Origin of the sequence: Borrelia puertoricensis, assembly GCF_023035875.1 — a bacterium.
Lineage (GTDB): Bacteria > Spirochaetota > Spirochaetia > Borreliales > Borreliaceae > Borrelia > Borrelia puertoricensis.
Window position 1 is genome coordinate 688,187 of the sequence record NZ_CP075379.1, and the last position, 14,243, is coordinate 702,429.

Here is a 14,243-nt window from a genome sequence, read left to right on the forward strand (position 1 = left end):
ATGTTTCTTTTATAGACATATAGGAGGGTTTTATGGGAAAATTTTTTGAAAATGCCCAAAAATTTGGACGTTCTTTTATGTTGCCTATTGCTATTCTTCCTGCAGCAGGATTATTTTTGGGTATTGGAGGTTCTTTATCTAATCCGGCAACTATCAACTCATATTCTTTTTTGAATGTGTTTTTTCTTCAGTCAGTGTTTAATATAATGCGTACTGCCGGTGCTATTATTTTTGTTAATTTGCCACCTATATTTGCCATTGGAGTTGCCGTTGGACTTGCAAAATCAGACAAGGGAACAGCAGGACTTGCTGCCTTTATTGGATATCTTGTTTTGAATTCTACTATTGGTATTTTAATTGATATGTTTGGTAACTCTAAAGAGATCTCAAAAGGAGCTGTTGGGTTAATACTTGGAATTAGGACTTTAGAAACAGGTGTTTTTGGAGGAATTATAGTTGGTATTTTAACTTATTATCTTCATAATAAGTTAAATAAAATTGAATTTCCAAAAGTTCTTGGATTTTTTTCAGGTTCTAGATTTATACCAATAATAGTTTCTTTTTCAAATATTCTTCTTGCTGTATGTATGTTTATATTTTGGCCATTCATGCAAGCTGGGATTAGCAAAATGGGTGTATTAGTAGATGCAACAGGATATGTTGGTACCCTTATTTATGGAATTTTTTTACGAATGCTTGGTCCTTTTGGACTGCATCATATATTTTATTTGCCTTTCTGGACAACAGGTCTTGGTGGTTCTGAAATTATTAATGGTAAGTTAGTTGAAGGAACTCAGAATATCTTTTTTGCTGAACTTGCCTCTCATAGTACTGATAAATTTTTTGTTGGAACTAGTCGTTTTATGAGTGGAAGATTTATTACTATGATGTTTGGGTTGCCAGGTGCTGCTCTTGCGCTTTATCGCCTTGCAAAACCAAATCAAAAGACAAAGGTTTTTGGTCTTTTATTTTCATCAGCTTTAACTTCTTTTTTGACAGGAATTACAGAACCCCTTGAGTTTTCTTTTCTCTTTGTAGCACCAGTTCTTTATGTAATTCATGCAGTATTTGATGGTTTTGCATTTATGTTTGCTCATATTTTACAAATCACAATAGGACAGACTTTCTCTGGAGGATTTATTGATTTTATTCTTTTTGGAATTTTACAGGGAAATGCAAGAACAAATTGGGTTTTAGTTCCATTGGTAGGTGTTTTTTGGTTTTTCCTATATTATTTTAGTTTTGCTTTTTTAATATCTAAATTTAACTATAAAACCCCTGGAAGAGAAGATGCTATAAATTATAATGACACATTTCTTTCTGATGCAAATGTCAAGGGAAATAATATTGCATCTCAAGTAATTATGGGGCTTGGGGGTGGTGATAATATTATTGAACTTGATTGTTGTGCTACAAGGCTTAGAGTTACTGTTAGAGATTCTCTTAAAGTTTTAAAAAAGACCTTGGATAATACAGGCGCAAAGGGAATTCTTATTAAAGATAGTGGTGTTCAGGTGATTTATGGTCCTGGTGTTAGTGTGCTTAAGAATGAAATTGAAGAAATTCTTGGTAATTAATTCCGGGTTAAATTTTTTAAGCAAGTGTATGTTTTTGTATATCACTTGCTTTTTATATTTTTAATAAAATCAACCGCATATTTTGTTAAATAAGATGTATTTTGAGCACTTCTGTAACTATGATTTCCTGCAGGAACATGAGAGTGAATGCTTTCAACAAGGATCATTGGTATTGTTTTTTTATGTCCTCCATATTCACTTATGAATTTATTTATTGTTGGAGAATCTACTGTAGGATCATTTGGGGAATAAACTATTGTTAGTGGAGTTTTTATTTCATTGAAACCATTATTATTAATTAATTTAACAAGACCCATCATTGCAATTATTGAATCGACTTGTCGTATTGGTGAATGGAATGGTGTGACCTCTGCATGTTCTATTCTTTTATTTTGTCTTATTTCAAGTTCGTTATATCCACCTGTTATAAGGTAAGCAATTTGACGTCCCCAAGGATAGTAAATTAAGTTTGTTCTTTTGTCTTTAGGATAAATATTAGGTGATATTAAAATGGCAGAATATATTTTCTCTGGGTAGTTTTTTAATGCCCAAATAACACAAGCGCCACCATTTGAGGTGCCAATGAGTATTAATTTTTCCCCTATTGATTGTCCAATTTGAATGGCTTCATCAATATCTCTTAACCAGTCTTTGGTTTTGACGTCTTTGAATGCGTTTTTGTCGTTAATTCCGTGTCCTTTGAGTCTTGTAAAGAATATATTTGCGTTTAATGCTTTTGTTATGTTATTTGGTATAGGATAAATCTCATTTTTAGATGCTCCAAATCCATGAATATATATTACTGCATATTCTGTTCTTTTTTTATCCCCGTTCCATATGATTTCTTTTTTTGTATTTGATTCTAGATTGAACTTGGATTCTTCACTTAGTAAATATTGATCAATATCTCCAAGATTATTGGGAATTTTGGTTTTTTCAAATTCATTTCTAAATTTAATTCTTGGTCCTACTACTATTAAAAGAAGTAAGAATATCAAGATAAAAATTGTGTTTTTTATATTCATATATTGCTTTCCTTTAATTATTTTCATAATCAATATTAGATTTTTCTTTTTTAGATTGTTGATAACAATTGTTACATGAGCCTGAGTAAATAATTTCAATAGATTTGGTTTTCCATTCTTCTCCAAGTTTGTCTTTCAGAATATCTTTAATGTCATCAAGTTGGATGGGATAGACTTGATTGCATTTGTTGCATTTAAAGTGAGCTATTGTAGAAGTCAAACTTAGATAAAATCTTGTTTCTTTTTGATCGGTTGTTTTTATATCTTTAAGAATATTACGTTCTTTTAAGATGTTTAATGTGTTATACACTGTTGCTTTTGATAAACTTGGTATTTCTTTTATTAATTTATTGTAAATCTCTTTTGCTGTAAAATACTCTTTTGGATTTGAGGCAATGTGTAGAATGATTCTATTTCTTGAATGTGAGGCTTTCATGCCCAACTCTGTTGTTAATGATTTTAGCAAGATAGGGTCATTAGTAATTCCGACTTTTTCTAAAGTGGAATGTACCTCTATTGTATTGTTGTTCATATATAATACCCTTTATTATTTAAGATTAAGTACTTTAATGTCCTTATAGAAATAATTTTATAACGGTTTATTAATATTTTGCTACTGATAGCTATTTATTTTCATTTTTTTTTATATTTGGGTAAAAAAGTAAGGTTTTTATTTTTGAGTTTATCTTGATTTTATTATCGAAATTGTTATTAATTGGGAGTAATAGCAAATTTAAAGTCAAAGAATAATTTTTTAAATCTTCAGCTTTTATTGTATTGTAAGATCCTCCTATATTTAAGATAAACCATCTCTTAAAACCTCTTTTTGCGATTTTATAATTAATCGTGTATATAATATGTTTTTCAATATTTAAAAAACTTATGAAAAAATTACTGTTTTGATTGTTTCCTTTAGATATTAAGAATTCTGTGCCATTAATGTATCCTTTTATGTCTTTTTTTGTTTCAATGATTTTTTCATAAGTATCAAAGTCATTGTATTTTGCAGTAATTTTTAAGTTTGTTCCTTTCTCAACTTCAAAAATGGGTATCTCTAGACTTGAATATTCAAGTAAATAATTTGTGTTACTGAGCTTTAGGCTTTTATTATTACAAATTATAACAGAAGGCCATGCTATTTTAATCGATATAAAAAAGCTTGCAAGGTTTTCGTCTAGGAAGAAATCAATTATTGATTTTTCTTTTGTATTGAAATTTAAATATTGCCTAATTCCTACAATTTTTTCATTTGAAAATGAAAATGAACTTTCAATAGTTGGTTCTATAATTATCTCTTTTTGTGATAAGATCTTAATGTAAGTTCTGCAAGAATCTAAAAATTCAGCTTTTCTCTCTTTATATTTGATTTTATTTAGTTTGCCTTCTTCAAACTTTACATGGTATTTTTCATGCGATAGTGTAAAATTGCCTTCCATGTTATATTCAATATTTTTACTTGTAATAGGTTCTAGATTGGTCGAATTATATTCAAAATTTTTATTAACTAAAAATTCTTTTAAAGAAATTTCATTTATTTGATATTCTTTTAATCTTTTGTTTTGAAATTGTAGTATTATTGCTTGTTCTTTTAATGAATTAAATTCTGGGATTTCTAAAAGCTCTGTGGTTATTTTTTTGCCTTCTAAATTTTGTATTTTAATACTGTAAAAATTTGCATCTAGTTCTTTTAAAGATAGTAAAAAGTTTTTTAATTCTTGATTGTTATAGATGTCTTTAATTTCATGAAAGTAAATAAGCGTATCAATATTTTGTTTTTGTGTTTCGGGTTCTTTAATTTCTGATAAAAATTGACAGTTATTTTTATAGAAAACTAAATACTTTTTATTATTTTTTGCAATTCTTATTCCTTCTATATAGTTAAAATTAAGCTTTCTATATAGTTCAAGTACTCTCTTTCTTAATTTTTCCATGTTGTATACGTAAAATGTATGTGGATTATCCTTAAATAAGTCTTTATATCCACTTTTAAATGGGTTTTTTAAAGCCCAGTATAGATCTACGTGTATTTCATCATGTAACATGTATTCATGGGGACTGCCGCTGTATGTACTTGGAATATAAATATCTTCATTATTTTTAAGTCTATTAAAGAACCATTCATTTAATTCTGGATTTAATTTTAAAATTTCAAAAAAATATGTTGGAAATGTCCAATGTATCTTATAACTGAGATTTTTGTTTTCAATTAAATATTTGGTGTTTGATAAAATGGAATATAATTTATTCTCAGCAAATGCAGTTATTGAAATGATAACAATGTAAGTTCTTGAATTTCTAAATTTTCTAAACATCATAAAAAATCTTTACATAAGTATATATTAGATTAGTATAACTGGTATTGATTTTACAGTAAATTGCTGCAAAGAGGTTTCTTGATTTTTATGTTATTTTGTCTTGATTAATGAGTAAAAAAAATTTATATTTTTATAGTAATATGTATGAAGTTCATACTAACTTTATAATGTGATATTTAATTTTAAATTTTATACTTAAAAGGAGTCAAATTTATGGCTAAGGACATATATTTTAATGAAGATGCTAGAAAAAGTCTACTAAGCGGTATTGAGAAATTATCAAATGCTGTAAAAGTAACCCTTGGTCCTAAGGGGAGAAATGTTTTAATTGATAAAAAATTTGGTTCTCCTACTGTTACAAAAGATGGAGTGAGTGTTGCTCGTGAGATTGAGCTTGATAATGCGCTTGAAAATATGGGAGCACAACTTTTAAAAGAAGTTGCAATTAAAACAAATGATCTAGCTGGTGATGGAACTACAACTGCTACTGTACTTGCTTATGCAATTGCAAGAGAGGGACTTAAGAATGTTTCTTCTGGGATTAATCCAATTGGAATAAAAAAAGGTATAGAGCATGCTGTGGTTTTAGCTTCTGAGAAAATTCGTAAATCAGCTAAAAAAATCACTACTAAGGAAGAAATTGCACAGGTAGCATCTATTTCTGCAAACAATGATACTTCTATAGGTGAAAAAATTGCTGAAGCAATGGATAGAGTTGGAAAAGATGGGGTTATTACTGTTGAGGAGTCAAAGACTTTTGATACTACAATCTCTTATGTTGAGGGCATGCAATTTGATAGAGGATATTTATCTCCTTATTTTTCTACAAATAAAGAAAATATGAGTGTAAGCTTTGATGATGCCTATATCTTAATATGTGAGAAGAAGATTAGTACGATTAAAGAACTTTTGCCAGTGCTAGAAAAAGTTTTAAATACAAATAAACCTTTGTTAATTATAGCTGAAGATATTGAGGGAGATGCTCTTGCTGCACTTGTTCTAAATAGTGTTCGTGGAGCTTTGAAGGTTTGTGCAATTAAAGCTCCTGGATTTGGTGACAGACGTAAGGCAATGCTTGAAGACATTGCAATACTTACTGGAGGAGTATTTGTTAGTGAAGAATTGGGACTTACTCTTGAGAATGTTGAACTTGAGCAGCTTGGTCAGGCTAAATCAGTAAAAGTTGATAAAGATAATACTACAATTATTAATACTGGAAATAAAGAGCAAATCAAAGAGCGTGCAGAGCTTATTAAAAAACAAATTGAAGAGACAAGCTCTGAATATGATAAAGAAAAACTCCAAGAACGTCTTGCAAAACTTGTTGGTGGAGTTGCTGTTATTAATGTTGGTGCTGTTACTGAGTTAGAACTTAAAGAGAAAAAACATAGGGTTGAGGATGCTTTATCTGCAACTCGTGCTGCTGTTGAAGAAGGTGTTGTTCCTGGTGGTGGATCAACTCTTATTGAAGTTGCTATGTATCTTGATACAGTTGATACAAGTAAACTTAGCTATGAGGAGAAGCAAGGTTTTGAGATTGTGAAGAGAAGTCTTGAAGAACCAATGAGACAAATAATTGCTAATGCTGGATTTGAGAGTTCTATTTATATTCATCAGATTAAAACTGACAAAAAAGGACTTGGTTTTGATGCAGCGAGTTTTAAATGGGTGAATATGATTGAGAGTGGTATAATTGACCCTGCTAAGGTTACAAGAAGTGCTCTTCAAAATGCGGCTTCAATTGCAGGATTGCTTTTGACAACAGAGTGTGCTATTACTGAAGTTAAAGAGGAGAAGAGTAATGCTGGTGGTGGGTATCCTATGGATCCTGGCATGGGAATGATGTAAGTTAATTTTACACAAATTTCTCCTTGATTAGGATGTTTATTGCAGTAAGGATCTAGATTTGAGTGAAAATGAATTTGTCTTTTGTATAGGTTATGATGGTTCTAAGGCAATAGTAGATAAAGAGCTTTTAAGTCAGCATAAAAATAAGAGTGTCGAGGAGCTTTTCGAGCTTGGGTTTTATAGAAGTGCTTTTAGCAAGGCTCTTTATAAAAATGATGATACTCTTATTGGGTATTTAATTGACAAGTATAATAATATTAGCAAATCTAGTTATAGTAAGAGAGAGGAGCTTGAGCTCCTCTTTGGGGTAATTTATCCAGATAATATTTCTAGTATAAAAGTTACTTATGTTTAAAAGTTAGGAAAGTTTATGTTTTTATTGCAAGATTTTAGTCATAGCAGTAGTTTTTTTAGGAGTTTATTGGTTTTTATTCCTGTAATTGCTATATTTTGGTTTTTGGTAATATCGCCTCAGCGTAAAGAAGAGAAGAAAAAAAAGGATATGATCAAAAACCTTAAAAAGGGTGATAAGGTCTTAACTATAGGTGGAATTTTTGGGATTGTTAAAAAGGTTAATGATTCTGAAGTTGTGCTTGAACTTAGTCCAACTTCAGAGGTAAGGTTTATAAAAAATTCAGTTGAAAGAGTTATTCTTGACGAAGTTAAAGATAAAAATTAAGGCGTTAGAAGCGGTTTAATATATAATATTAATTTGAATATTCATTTAACATGATATTTAAGTTAAATTAGTGTAATAAGGGTGTTATTTATGAATAAAGTCTCTAAATTTATATTAATACTATGTGTTACGTCATTTGCTTATCTTTTAATATTTCCTACTCTAAAGTGGTATTTTTTTACTAACGATGAGGATAAAAAAATTAGTTCATATTCAAAAGAGGCTTTAAGGGATTATTCTAAAAATAAGGCATTGAGTTCACTTATTGAACTTAAAAAGTTGTATCAAAATAATCCTAATGCTCAAATTCCAGATGATTTGAAGTATTTAATTCCAATTGCTCAAAATAACTATAAAATTTATGGAAAAGAGTTTCCCAAATTTTTTGATAATGTCAAAGTCTTAAGAGATGGGTTTTTAACAGATGCTGATATTGAAGAACTTAGTCTTGAAATTTATAGGTATTATGAAGAGATAAAGAGGAATAAGAACAGAATAATACAACTTGGGCTTGATTTGTCTGGAGGAATGAGTGTTACTATTTCTCTTGATTATTCAAGTCTTGAACAAAAATTGGGAAGAACTTTGAGTTTTCAAGAAAAGGAAGAAGCTTTTGAACGTACAATGCAAATACTTAAAGAGAGAGTAGACACCTTTGGACTTACAGAACCTAAGATTACGAGGGAAGCAAGTGGAAATAAGATTTTCTTAGATGTTCCAGGAGAAAGGGATGAGAAGCGTGTTGATTCTCTCTTAAGTGGTAGAGGAAATTTGATCTTTTATGTGGTTGATAATGAGGCTACTTCTGTTCTTAATACTAAAATACTAGAAGCCGGACCTCTTTACTCAATTTCTGATATTAAAAATAGCATGGGACTTGGAGATAATAAGAAAATTTTTCCTTGGTATGTTAAGGATTCTTATGGTATTGATGATGAATCTACAGTTCGTTATTATGTTGTTGATTCTAGTGTTGAAAATTCATTTGATGGATTCCATATTAGTGATGCTGGTGTGTTAAACGATTACAAAACAGGTAGAGATATGGTTACATTTAATCTGGATAATGAGGGAAGTGAAAAATTTTTTGAATTTACCAAAAAAAATATTGGTAAGGCTTTAGCTGTAGTTATGGAAGGAAAAATTAAATCAGTGGCTAATATTAGTCATGCTATTGCTGGTGGAAGTGTTTCAATTCAGGGGGATTCTTTTGATAAGCGCGAAGCTAATGAGCTTGCACTTGTTTTTAAAACAGCAGCTTTTCCAGTTGAAATAAAGATAGATGATTTAAGAGTTATTGGACCTACTATTGGAGAGAAAACAGTTAAACTTGGAATAAAAGCATCTCTTCTTGCGCTTGTTTTAGTTTTCTTATTTATGTTGGTATATTACAAGATAAGTGGTTTTGTAGCGGGTTTTTCATTGGTTATTTATAATCTATTTTTAATATTGGCAATTTTATCAGCATTTAACTTTACTTTGACTCTTACAAGTATTGCAGGTCTTGTATTAACTATGGGTATGGCTGTTGATATTAACATAATTATTTATGAGCGGATTAAGGAAGAGATTAGAAATGGTCGAAAATTTGAGAGAGCATTTGATGATGGATTTAAAAGAGCTTTTTGGGCAATAATGGATTCAAATATTACAACATTTATTGCTGTGTTTTTTTTAACTCTTCTTGGAACCGGAACTATTCAAGGTTTTGCTTGGACTTTGTCTATAGGGATTGTAGCATCACTTTTTAGTAGTTTAATCTTTTCAAGGTTTATTTTGGAATTTATTATGTCTTTTAGTAAAAGCAAATGTTTAAGTATCTCTTGGAGTTCAAATTATGCAAAAGGGGTTTAATTTTTTAAAATATGGAAATAAAGTTATTATAGTTAGTTTTTGTATGATTTTATCAGGCTTTATTTATACTTTTATGTGTCATGGTGGTTATAATTGGGGAATAGACTTTTCTTCAGGAGTTAATATTAATTTTGTAATAGATAAATCAGGTATTAAAGATTATGATATACAAAGAATACTTTCTTCGGTTTATAAAACATTTGATGTTAATAAAATCATTTCAAGTGATGAGTCTAAGAGTCAGTTCTCTATTATAGTGAAGTCAGATGTTACTGATTATGCTTTAAAAAGAGAGATTCATAGTACATTAATTGATAAATTGAATACCGAATTTGGTGCTAATGTTGAAATTCTTGATTCTTATTTTATTGATTCAAATTTTTCATCTATTTTAAGGATGAAATCAATGTTATTGGTTTGTTTAACATTTACGCTTATTTTATTTTATGTGGCGTTGAGATTTAGGTTGAGTTATGCTGTTGCATCAATATTTGCAACGATACATGATATACTTTTTGTAATTGCTTTTTTAGGGATATTTAGGATAGAAATAAATAGTTCAATAATCGTTTCTATATTGACAATTATTGGGTATTCTTTAAATGACACGATAATTATTTTTGATAGAATTAGGGAAAATTTTAGGGGTATGACAGATACTTTATTTTTAAATATTTTAAATGTAAGTATTAAGCAAACTTTATCAAGGACTATTTTGACATCTATGACTACATTTGTTGCTGTACTATCTATTTATGTGTTTACTGAGGGAGCTATTAAAGATTTTTCTCTAATATTTATGGTAGGTGTTGTTGTTGGTACTTATTCTTCAATTTTTATAGCTTCTCCTATTCTTTTAAGTTGTTATAAAAAATTTAAATAGATGTTTTGTTATAGTATTATGATATGAAGTTTCTTGATTTTGGTTCATTAGGGTTTTATAGGTTTTTTGATTTTCAAAAACATTTAAATTTTAGTATTTTTAGATATAGTTTAATAAACTATTATTCTTATAAGGAACAGTCAAGTCTTATTAATGATGCCGATTTGCTTAAAAGTAAGATTATCTTTTTAGATAAGGTTCATAAAGATATTGCTAAAGTTGTTAGTACTTCTTCAAGATTAAATGATAATTTAAATCTTAATAAAAAAATATTTTGTGATGCTTTGGTCACTATTAAAAATTTGATAAAAAAATATTATCCGTCATCAGAATTTTTAAATTTAGAGTGTGATGTACTTTTAAGTAATGAAGATGTTTTTAATAAATTTTTAGATAAACTTAGATATTTAAATTTTAGGGTAGATCTTAAGAAGAAGATTGAAGAATTTGATAAAAAAAATAAAACCCCATACTCTTGCATAAAAATTGCCACTTTTTTTATTAAAGAAGAGTTTTTGGGAAGATTGGCAAATACTATTGATTTCTTTTCTAATGAGGCTAATAATAATAGTCTAGATTTGATCAATAAGGAGATTGATGAGTATTGTGAAAAGGTGGAGCAGGTTAAGGTAAGCGAATATATTAAAGATACACATAAAAAATTTGTTATAGAGTATGCAAAAGAAAGAATATCAAAAATTATGAAAGATCATAGTCTTGATGTATCTAAGTTGCTTGTTAAAATTTCTTTATTAGATATTACTATTCAGTGTTTTGAGAGTTATTATTTGAATTTATTAGAGACTCTTAATATCCTTTTGTCTATAAGTAATATTATTGAGATTGGTCTAGATGAGTTACCAGGTGCTATTTTTAATGAGTGGAATGAGTTTATTTATTTGCGTAGAAAAGAGTTTCAGAAACTTGTTTTAGTATCAGATTGTGTTTTTCAGAAAAGGATAATATCTATTATAAATTCTGGAGGTTGGAAGTTTACTTTCTTTAGTCTTTCTCCTCGTCAAGGTGATATTATTCAATTTGCAGTAGATATTAATAAAAGTTTTAATAATATTGAAGATGGAATTAAGGAATATGAACTTAAAATAAACAGGCTTAATGATTTTAAGCTTGACTGGGAGAAAAGCTTGAAAAATTTTGAGCATTTATTTGTTTAAAATTTCTAATTATATATTTCTTTTAGTCGTTCATATATTTTTTTTACTTCATCGTTAATGATTTTAGGAACATATACTATTAGTTTGACTCTGAGGTCCCCTTTATTTGTATTTCCAAGTGCAGGCATGCCAAGACCTTTTAAACTTAGTATCTCTTCATTTTTTGTATCTTTTGGAATTTTTATCTTTATTTTTTTACCTTCAATTGTTTCAAAGACTTTTTCACTACCCAAAGCCATTTCCCATGGATATACATTAATTTTTGTTTCTAAATTTCGTTCCTTTAAAGTAAAATTTTTATAACTTGATATTTCAAATTTGATAATTAAGTTACTTCTTTTCCCAGAAATTGGATTTATCTTTCCCTTGCCATTAAACTTTAATTTAGTAGTCTCAATTGTTCCCTTTGGAATATTAATGTCAATTTTTTCGTTGTTTATTAATATTGATTTTTTACCCCCCATATAAGCGTCATATAGTGAAATTTTAATAGTTATCTCTGTATCTTTAAGTGTGCCTCTTGTAGTTCCTCCAAAAATATCAGAGAATAAATCGAAGCTTTCAAAATTATGAAAGTCAGTATTCTTAAATCCTTTACTAAACCCCTCTGTGTTGAAATTATTATTAAAATTTGCACTTCCAAAATTATCATAATTGGCTTTTTTTTGAGGAGATGAAAGAATTTCATAAGCCTCATTTATTTCTTTAAATTTTTCTTCGGCAAATTTGTTTCCTTTATTTTTGTCAGGGTGATATTTTATAGCTAGTTTTTTATAGGCTTTTTTGATTTCTTCTGTTGTAGCGTTTTTGTGTATTCCAAGTATGTTGTAATAGTCTTTAGACATTCAAACCTCTTGTTTTTATTTTTCGTGTTATATTGAAGTTATTTAAATTCATTATAATTGATGTTATCATTATATATATTATAATTAAACTTAAATTTTTTAAAGGTTGTTTATAAAGTAGTGAATTTTTTGCATTTAACGGATTTAAGTATTTATATTGATCTCACCAAGTGTTTTAATTATGTTTTTTTTGATAAAATATTGCATGAATTGTCTTATTATTTAAAGGTTTTGGGTTCTCCACAAATTAAGACTCTTTATATTAAATATGAAACTTCAGAGCTTGGTGATGATTTTGATTTAGAATCTTTTTTAACTTCTCTATCTCAAAATTTTGATTTCGTTACATTGGATGAAGTTACCTTTGAATTACATCCTTTAGAGATTACACCTTCACTGTTAGCGATTTTAAATGATTTTTCTGTTAGTAGAATTAGTCTTAATATAAAGAGTTTTTCTTCAAACTTTTTAAAAGTGATGGGTGTTTATGAGATATCTGTAGCTGAAATAAATAACGCAGTAAATGATATTCGTAAATTTGATTTTGATTTGAATATTGACTTAAATGTTAATATTCCTTATCAAGAAAAAAGACATCTTAGGAATGATTTAATAAAGTTAGTTGCATGTGCTCCTGAACATATTTGTCTTTCAGAAATTCTAGTTGATGAGGAAAATTGTATTATTGATCTTTTTAAGGATGTTTCTTTCAATTATAATGCTGCTAAGGCTGAAGATTTTTGGTTTTATGCTTTTGATTTTTTGGAATCTAATGGCTATATGAATTATGAGATTTCAAATTTTGCCTTAAGGGGGCATGAGAGTAAACATAATTTGAGATATTGGGAGCTTAAACCATATTTAGGTTTTGGATTAAATTCTGTTAGTTTGCTTGTTATTTCCAAAGGTGATGGTCTTCAGGCTATAATTAAGATGGATGATAAATTTTTAGGTGGTGAGAAATTTACATCAGCTTTTGAGATTTTAAGTGATTTAGATTTTTTTATTTGTCATTTTATTACAAATCTTGGGACTAAGAAGGGGCTTGAGGTTTCTGTTTTGAAGCATAGGTTTGTATATAATCAGGAAGATTTTTGTAATTTTATTAATTATCTTTTGAGATTAAGTAAAGGAGTTGTTTTTAGTAATGATATTCTTTACTTGAATGGACATGAGAGATTTAAATTGGATTTTTATCTTCGGTTGATTAGAGAATATTTAGTTAGCAATTCTTTTAAAGTGAATTTTAAGTTTCTTTAATCTGTCCATTTTGATAGTATATGATCTTAGTGTTTTGATGGTTAAAAATACCAATTTCAAGTATTCCTGGGAATAATTTAAAGTATTTTTCAGCCCCTTTAGGGTTTGTGATATTCATTTTTACATCTAAGATGTAGTTATTATTATCAGTGATTATTGGTCCTGCTTTAGACTTGCAAGTTCTTAAAACAGGATTAAAGTTCATGTTTTCTAAGTTTGCTGTAATAAATGCAAGAGCCTCTGGAATAATTTCAATTGGTATAGATGCTCTTGTTCCTAAAGTTTGTACAATTTTTGTTTCATCTGCAATAATCAATAATTGATGAGAATTGTATGCCACTATTTTTTCCATTAGATGAGCTGCTCCACCACCCTTTATTAGGGCTTTTGTTTCTAATAAAATTTCATCAGCTCCGTCGATTGTTATGTCTATATTTTTGCTGAGTTTTGTAAATTTGGACTCATATGTAATATTTTCTCTTGCAAGTAAATATTTTGTATCACTACTTGTTGGGTAAAGTTTTAGGTTTTTTAAGTCTCCAGATTTTATTTTTTCGCTTAAATATTTAATTGCATAAAAGACCGTTGTTCCTGTTCCAATTCCAAGGTGCATGTCGCTTTTTACATAATGATCAATTGCGTATTGTGAAACTAATTTTTTTTGTTCTTCCATTATGTATTATCCTTAATCATATAGATTTACTTATAGGGTACAATTATATCATTAAGAATAAATAATCAATAGTGTTATTTATTAAAATTTTGTGATAGCTGATTGTATT

13 protein-coding genes are annotated in these 14,243 nt (G+C 28.5%); 8 read left to right on the forward strand and 5 right to left on the reverse strand.

The window, feature by feature from the left end; translation table 11 throughout:
• Nucleotides 1–32: 32 nt before the first annotated feature.
• Nucleotides 33–1,577 carry a PTS transporter subunit EIIC gene (locus bpuSUM_RS03255; RefSeq protein WP_247065788.1) on the forward strand — a complete coding sequence of 515 codons (1,545 nt, stop codon included), beginning with the start codon at nucleotides 33–35 and terminating at the stop codon, nucleotides 1,575–1,577.
• A gap of 41 nt (nucleotides 1,578–1,618) precedes the next feature.
• On the opposite strand, the gene bpuSUM_RS03260 is transcribed toward bpuSUM_RS03255, so the two are convergent.
• The 3 genes from bpuSUM_RS03260 to bpuSUM_RS03270 form a co-directional block, all read right to left on the reverse strand.
• Complete coding sequence (locus bpuSUM_RS03260) at nucleotides 1,619–2,602, reverse strand: alpha/beta hydrolase (RefSeq protein WP_247066310.1); 984 nt, start codon at nucleotides 2,600–2,602, stop codon at nucleotides 1,619–1,621.
• Nucleotides 2,603–2,615: 13 nt separating this feature from the next.
• The gene (locus tag bpuSUM_RS03265) at nucleotides 2,616–3,134 is read right to left on the reverse strand and encodes a ferric uptake regulation protein (protein ID WP_011772582.1); all 519 of its coding nucleotides are present in this window, start codon (nucleotides 3,132–3,134) and stop codon (nucleotides 2,616–2,618) included.
• A gap of 91 nt (nucleotides 3,135–3,225) precedes the next feature.
• Nucleotides 3,226–4,914, reverse strand: coding sequence for a histidine kinase (locus bpuSUM_RS03270; protein WP_247065790.1), 1,689 nt, complete (start codon nucleotides 4,912–4,914; stop codon nucleotides 3,226–3,228).
• Between the two features lie 216 nt (nucleotides 4,915–5,130).
• Between bpuSUM_RS03270 and groL the strand changes: the two genes are divergently transcribed.
• From groL to bpuSUM_RS03300, 6 genes are all read left to right on the forward strand, one after another.
• The gene (groL, locus tag bpuSUM_RS03275) at nucleotides 5,131–6,765 is read left to right on the forward strand and encodes a chaperonin GroEL (protein ID WP_247065792.1); all 1,635 of its coding nucleotides are present in this window, start codon (nucleotides 5,131–5,133) and stop codon (nucleotides 6,763–6,765) included.
• Between the two features lie 58 nt (nucleotides 6,766–6,823).
• Complete coding sequence (locus bpuSUM_RS03280) at nucleotides 6,824–7,120, forward strand: hypothetical protein (RefSeq protein WP_247065794.1); 297 nt, start codon at nucleotides 6,824–6,826, stop codon at nucleotides 7,118–7,120.
• A gap of 15 nt (nucleotides 7,121–7,135) precedes the next feature.
• Nucleotides 7,136–7,444 (forward strand): preprotein translocase subunit YajC, encoded by a 309-nt coding sequence (yajC, locus tag bpuSUM_RS03285; protein ID WP_247065796.1) that lies wholly within the window; start codon nucleotides 7,136–7,138, stop codon nucleotides 7,442–7,444.
• A gap of 90 nt (nucleotides 7,445–7,534) precedes the next feature.
• On the forward strand, nucleotides 7,535–9,298 hold the full coding sequence (secD, locus tag bpuSUM_RS03290; RefSeq protein ID WP_247065798.1) for a protein translocase subunit SecD: 1,764 nt from the start codon (nucleotides 7,535–7,537) through the stop codon (nucleotides 9,296–9,298).
• The gene (secF, locus tag bpuSUM_RS03295; protein ID WP_247065800.1) at nucleotides 9,282–10,181 is read left to right on the forward strand and encodes a protein translocase subunit SecF; all 900 of its coding nucleotides are present in this window, start codon (nucleotides 9,282–9,284) and stop codon (nucleotides 10,179–10,181) included. Before secD ends, secF begins: the two co-directional genes overlap by 17 nt.
• Nucleotides 10,182–10,204: 23 nt before the next feature.
• Nucleotides 10,205–11,356, forward strand: a complete 1,152-nt coding sequence (locus bpuSUM_RS03300) for a hypothetical protein (protein WP_247065802.1) — start codon at nucleotides 10,205–10,207, stop codon at nucleotides 11,354–11,356.
• A 5-nt stretch (nucleotides 11,357–11,361) separates the two neighbouring features.
• On the opposite strand, the gene bpuSUM_RS03305 is transcribed toward bpuSUM_RS03300, so the two are convergent.
• Nucleotides 11,362–12,201: a DnaJ domain-containing protein gene (locus bpuSUM_RS03305; RefSeq protein WP_247065804.1), complete on the reverse strand. Its 840-nt coding sequence runs from the start codon at nucleotides 12,199–12,201 to the stop codon at nucleotides 11,362–11,364.
• A gap of 120 nt (nucleotides 12,202–12,321) precedes the next feature.
• On the opposite strand from bpuSUM_RS03305, the gene psgB reads away from it, so the two are divergent.
• A complete protein-coding gene (gene psgB / locus bpuSUM_RS03310) occupies nucleotides 12,322–13,461 on the forward strand; it encodes a HemN-related non-iron pseudo-SAM protein PsgB (protein ID WP_247065806.1) in 1,140 nt (379 codons plus the stop codon).
• Here the strand turns inward: psgB and rpiA are convergent.
• Nucleotides 13,448–14,134 carry a ribose 5-phosphate isomerase A gene (rpiA, locus tag bpuSUM_RS03315; protein WP_247065808.1) on the reverse strand — a complete coding sequence of 229 codons (687 nt, stop codon included), beginning with the start codon at nucleotides 14,132–14,134 and terminating at the stop codon, nucleotides 13,448–13,450. The genes psgB and rpiA overlap by 14 nt on opposite strands.
• Nucleotides 14,135–14,243: the final 109 nt, after the last annotated feature.

Bases quoted from the DNA above. Each gene is read 5' to 3' on its own strand.
- secF (WP_247065800.1), top strand. From the start codon at position 9,282: ATGCAAAAGGGGTTTAATTTTTTAAAATATGGAAATAAAGTTATTATA.
- secD (WP_247065798.1), top strand. From the start codon at position 7,535: ATGAATAAAGTCTCTAAATTTATATTAATACTATGTGTTACGTCATTT.
- bpuSUM_RS03270 (WP_247065790.1), bottom strand. From the start codon at position 4,914: ATGTTTAGAAAATTTAGAAATTCAAGAACTTACATTGTTATCATTTCA.
- bpuSUM_RS03265 (WP_011772582.1), bottom strand. From the start codon at position 3,134: ATGAACAACAATACAATAGAGGTACATTCCACTTTAGAAAAAGTCGGA.
- yajC (WP_247065796.1), top strand. From the start codon at position 7,136: ATGTTTTTATTGCAAGATTTTAGTCATAGCAGTAGTTTTTTTAGGAGT.
- bpuSUM_RS03260 (WP_247066310.1), bottom strand. From the start codon at position 2,602: ATGAATATAAAAAACACAATTTTTATCTTGATATTCTTACTTCTTTTA.
- rpiA (WP_247065808.1), bottom strand. From the start codon at position 14,134: ATGGAAGAACAAAAAAAATTAGTTTCACAATACGCAATTGATCATTAT.
- bpuSUM_RS03255 (WP_247065788.1), top strand. From the start codon at position 33: ATGGGAAAATTTTTTGAAAATGCCCAAAAATTTGGACGTTCTTTTATG.
- bpuSUM_RS03300 (WP_247065802.1), top strand. From the start codon at position 10,205: ATGAAGTTTCTTGATTTTGGTTCATTAGGGTTTTATAGGTTTTTTGAT.
- bpuSUM_RS03305 (WP_247065804.1), bottom strand. From the start codon at position 12,201: ATGTCTAAAGACTATTACAACATACTTGGAATACACAAAAACGCTACA.
- groL (WP_247065792.1), top strand. From the start codon at position 5,131: ATGGCTAAGGACATATATTTTAATGAAGATGCTAGAAAAAGTCTACTA.